The organism is Pseudomonadota bacterium, from assembly GCA_030859565.1.
Classification (GTDB): domain Bacteria; phylum Pseudomonadota; class Gammaproteobacteria; order JACCXJ01; family JACCXJ01; genus USCg-Taylor.
The window spans coordinates 1-4,259 of sequence record JALZJW010000222.1; the positions used below are offsets into that span (position 1 = coordinate 1).

The window sequence follows — 4,259 nt, forward strand, 5'->3', positions numbered from 1 at the left end:
CATGATCGGAAGGTAGCCGCGAAACAGCATCCGGTCGAAGCAAGAGAGTACACCGTGAATGCGATTGTCATACTTGCGGATGAACTCTTTCATTTCCCGCTCCCTCCCGATGGTCGGCCGACATCGGCCCCTATACTAATCCATCATGGTGAGGGGAAACACTTTGGTTGCGGCCACAGGCCGCGCTAGGAAAAAGAAGGTGCACCATGCGTAAGAAGATGACGGCGGGACAGGAAATCATTGCCAGTGCGAAGCAGGCTCTTGCCTTCGCTGCGGGCGAGGACAACGGCTGTGTCGTGCATATCCCGGAAGAGATTGACGTCAGGGCGATCAGGGAAAAGGTTGATATGTCGCAAAGCGAATTCGCCCGTTATTTTGGTTTCAGCAAGCGAACGCTTGATCATTGGGAACATGGCCGCCGTGTGCCGACAGGGCCAGCCCGTGCCTTTCTGATGGTTATTGCCCGTGAGCCGGAGGCCGTGCGCCGGGCGCTAGTGGTGGATTTACGCCAACCCGCCTGAGCTAGCGCTGCATTGGCCTTATGGTGATGACCTGCTTGTCGTGGTTGTCCATACGAACCGCGCGGGCATGATCCGCACCATCTCTGCGAGCAAGGCCAACAAGAGAGAATCCAGGAGGTACTATTTCAAAACCAAGGCTAAAGGAAATCAAAGCGAGAGTAGCCTTGATGGAGTGTAACGGAATCCGGGAATGATTATGGCACCGGCCCCCCGTATTCCGCTGCGCTGCATACGGGCTACCTTGCTGCTCGGCTAGCCATTCCATAGTTCTACGCTGGCGCGTCTGGCTGCTTTGCGCAGGGCTTTGTCGAGCGTCGCGATGGGGATCCCTGTGCGCATGGCCAGACCTAGATAAACGGCATCATAGAGCGTCAATCCGCATTCTCTGGCGAGCGCTACTGCTGTTCCGGTGCTTACCCGTTCCGGCGTATCGTCCGTGGTGATAGGAAGATCAGCCAAGAGTCGGCAGAACTGCTCGGATTCCGATCGTAGGATCCTTTTGCGGCGCTCGAACATCAGCAGCACGTTCTGCACCTCGAGATGCCAGAGCGCCGGTACGATCGCGGATCCCGTTATCAGTGCATCCAGTGTTTTCTCGCTCACGGCGCGGCAGGCAACGTAACCGAGCACGAGGGCCAGCGCCGAGGCGACGAAGAGCCCGGCCCGCGTGCTGTCCCTAAAAATTAAAAAGACCGGCGCCGGCTCTTGACGGACGGCACCGGGAAGGCTGCGGGAAAAATGGTAAACCCGCGGAGACATGGTTCAACTATAGCCCGAGACCCGGCGCATCACTTTCGTAGGCGCTTTGGTGTTGTACAAACGCATACTAATCTAGCCTTACTGTATTTTAAATGCAACACCTTCGCTGAAGTCTCGCTGCATTAGTACGCTCTGCTGAAAGCGTAAAGGAACAGGGGCAACAACGATGCCAGCAAAGTAACCTTAGTTTGAGCTAAAAAACTAAGTAGCTTAATATCATGTATTCACGCACTACCCCCGGCGAAGAGAACTTAAAAAGAGGGCGCCATAGGCGCCCTCGAAGATTAGAAGGTGGAAGCACAGTCGAACAGACTTGTGCTGAGCTAAAAGCGCACAATTGATGCCATGCAAAACAATTCAAATCTAATGAATAAATTAGTTTCTTTAAGACAATGAGTTAATAAGACTTCCGTAAGTATTTACAGGCTTAATCCATAGCCGCCTGGAGTAGGCGTGCTTAGGTAATGATCCAAACCTGTGCGAATCCAGTAGAAACCGCACCAATCGGGTTCGTTTCTTTATTGCAACAGGGCACGGATCTGTTGCAAATGCGTTACACCCTCCAGGTCTTTTCTTAACTCAAGGCTCCGCCGCAACTACTGCCCGCCCCGGCGGTACATCCATAACAGTGGTCAGCCACCCGGATGGGATTCCCTTCGAGATCCCTCTCCATTAGCTCATGCAGACGGAGGCGCCGTTTGTCCGCCAGGCGCAGCGGCAGGCCCAGCATCTGATTGAAGTCGCAATCGTAGACATAGCCCTGCCAGTCCACGCTGATGAGCGACCGGCACATCACCGCTTCCAGATTTGCCTCCTGGTGGGCGTGACGCAGCAATTGCATATAGGACGTGAACTGGCCCTTGGAGATGAGCAGGCTGCCAAAACGTTGGATAGGCATATTGGTGAGAGCATAGAGCCGGTTGAAGACGATCCCGAATCTCTCGCCGAGATGCTCGCGGTAAGACTCCTCCAGCATCGCTTGGGGGGGCGGCAGGCTGGGACCCTGCGGGTTATAGACGAGATTCAGTACGAGATCGGCGTCGGGCGCGCCATAGCCGAGGGCATTGAGCTTTAGCAAAGCGCGTATGCTGGCGTCGAATACCCCGGCGCCGCGCTGCCGATCCACATTCTCCGCAAGGTAACAAGGCAGCGAGGCCGTGATCTCGACACCCTCGGCAGCGAGAAAGTCGGCCAGATCCTCCTGCGCGGGTTGCTCCAGAATGGTCAGGTTACAACGATCGATGACCTGTACACCTAGCCGGCGCACAGTGCATACCAGGTCACGGAAATGCGGATTTAACTCCGGCGCACCACCGGTCACATCCAGGGTCTTGATATTTGACACCTCCAAGAAAGCAATCACCTCATCGATGGTCTCGCGGCTCATTTCCTCGGTACGATTCGGACCGGCGTTGACATGACAATGGACGCAGGTTTGGTTGCATCGATAGCCGAGGTTTACCTGCAGGGTATCCGGCCGCTTGCGGCGAATGGTGGGAAAATCCGTGGTTTCAAGCAATTGCAACGTGGCATGCATGGAAGTGTTTCCCTATCAGAACGATCTTGCCAGAGATAAGCCCCTTGGCGACTTCGTTTGCGCCGTTGGCCCAGGCTAGTGCCAGTCCCAAAATTACGATGGAGAGAACGGCGAACATCGGGTACCTCTTACGGTAGGTTAGTATCGCGCCTGCTAGATGCATTAGCCAGCATCACCGGTCAGAGGTTGTGAATAATCTACTGCGCATCCCGATCGCTGCGTCGCGTGCTCGCCCGCTCCTCGCCTATCTGGTTGATATGTCTCGTCGCTGGCTCCGCGGCTCCTGGCGCTCGGGGCCGCTCGCGACAATTTATTCACAACCTCCCGGCTTTACGCCCTTCAGCAATCTTTGGCCCAGGGCGCTCACGGCCATGAGCGCGACATCTTCTGCGACACTCGACCATCGCAGGGGGCGGGCGAGGAACGCGCCGAAGCACCCGCGGTTCTCGATCGGAATTTCGCGCAAGAGCGTCGTGATTGCAAACGCTGTGTAAATGATATGAAAGCACAGCGTCGCAAGCACGCTGGACCGCAGCCGTCGGCCCGACAGGATGTTGAGACCGATCGTCAAATCCAGCAACGCGATGCCGAGGCCGAGCGGCAGCAACAAGCTCTCTGAAACCGGAGCTGATAAGTCGCGTTGACCTCTGCAAAAGCGCGATTGTCGAGGAGCTTACCGATCCCGGTGGCCACGAAAAGCACACCGAGAAAGCATCGGATTACAATAAGCACGAGAGGGCGGCTCGCCGCACCCGCTTAATTAGCAAGTGCGGTTCCAGCAGTGGTCTTGGCGTCGCGAATTCGCGATCGTCCAGTCGTAGTCGCTGAATCGCAGCGCATAGTCTTCGGGTATGGGGTCCGCTAAGTAACGGTTGATGTAGGCGATCAGGCTCGGAGCGTGCGCGGGCGTGAAGTCTACCGTATAAAAATCCAGGATCTCGCTGACGTGGATGGTCTTGTTTGCGTGATCGACGCGCAAGTTTCGGTTCTCCGAAAAAAATTTACCGGTCTCGCGCTCAAGCTCCGCGTCCAGCCCTTTTCCGGTGAAGGGTTTCTTAGGCAGGATAGGGCAGCCGAGCGCGACGCAGTTAAGCGCAAAGTGGACCCGCGGCTCGCCGAGCTTGCGGATGACATCGTTCTCGTAAGCATAGAGTGACATCTGTTTGCCGCCGATGTTGAACTCTCGCAGTACGAAGAAGCGAATCTTTCGCCATCCCGCGTGGGTTTCCGGAATGCCGAGATCGATTACGTTGTACATGGACAGGGCGTTGTAGCTATTGATGTAATGGGCCAGGCGCTCCCGCGGATTGGAAATCGCGCTTGCGGGGGTACGGGCGATATACACTAGGTAACGCTCGATGTCCGCTCGATCGCGCCGCAGTGCTGGAAAATTCACTTCGCCGCGATCATTGACGTAGTTGTGCAGCACCCGTGCGTATGCC

General features: G+C 56.0%; 5 protein-coding genes. 1 reads left to right on the forward strand and 4 read right to left on the reverse strand.

All coding sequences use genetic code 11. From position 1 onward, the window contains the following. Positions 1 to 206 precede the first annotated feature (206 nt). Positions 207 to 521 carry a helix-turn-helix domain-containing protein gene (locus tag M3436_19650; GenBank protein MDQ3566195.1) on the forward strand — a complete coding sequence of 105 codons (315 nt, stop codon included), beginning with the start codon at positions 207 to 209 and terminating at the stop codon, positions 519 to 521. Between the two features lie 252 nt (positions 522 to 773). Here the strand turns inward: M3436_19650 and M3436_19655 are convergent, their stop codons facing one another. The 4 genes from M3436_19655 to M3436_19670 all read right to left on the reverse strand — a co-directional run. Beyond that, positions 774 to 1,280, reverse strand: a complete 507-nt coding sequence (locus tag M3436_19655) for a type II toxin-antitoxin system VapC family toxin (protein MDQ3566196.1) — start codon at positions 1,278 to 1,280, stop codon at positions 774 to 776. A 574-nt stretch (positions 1,281 to 1,854) separates the two neighbouring features. After that, positions 1,855 to 2,817, reverse strand: coding sequence for an arsenosugar biosynthesis radical SAM protein ArsS (gene arsS / locus M3436_19660; GenBank protein MDQ3566197.1), 963 nt, complete (start codon positions 2,815 to 2,817; stop codon positions 1,855 to 1,857). Between the two features lie 310 nt (positions 2,818 to 3,127). Then, positions 3,128 to 3,424: a hypothetical protein gene (locus M3436_19665; GenBank protein MDQ3566198.1), complete on the reverse strand. Its 297-nt coding sequence runs from the start codon at positions 3,422 to 3,424 to the stop codon at positions 3,128 to 3,130. A 153-nt stretch (positions 3,425 to 3,577) separates the two neighbouring features. Continuing rightward, positions 3,578 to 4,259, reverse strand: a 682-nt coding sequence (locus tag M3436_19670; protein ID MDQ3566199.1) for a DUF547 domain-containing protein, incomplete at its 5' end; no start/stop codon positions are given.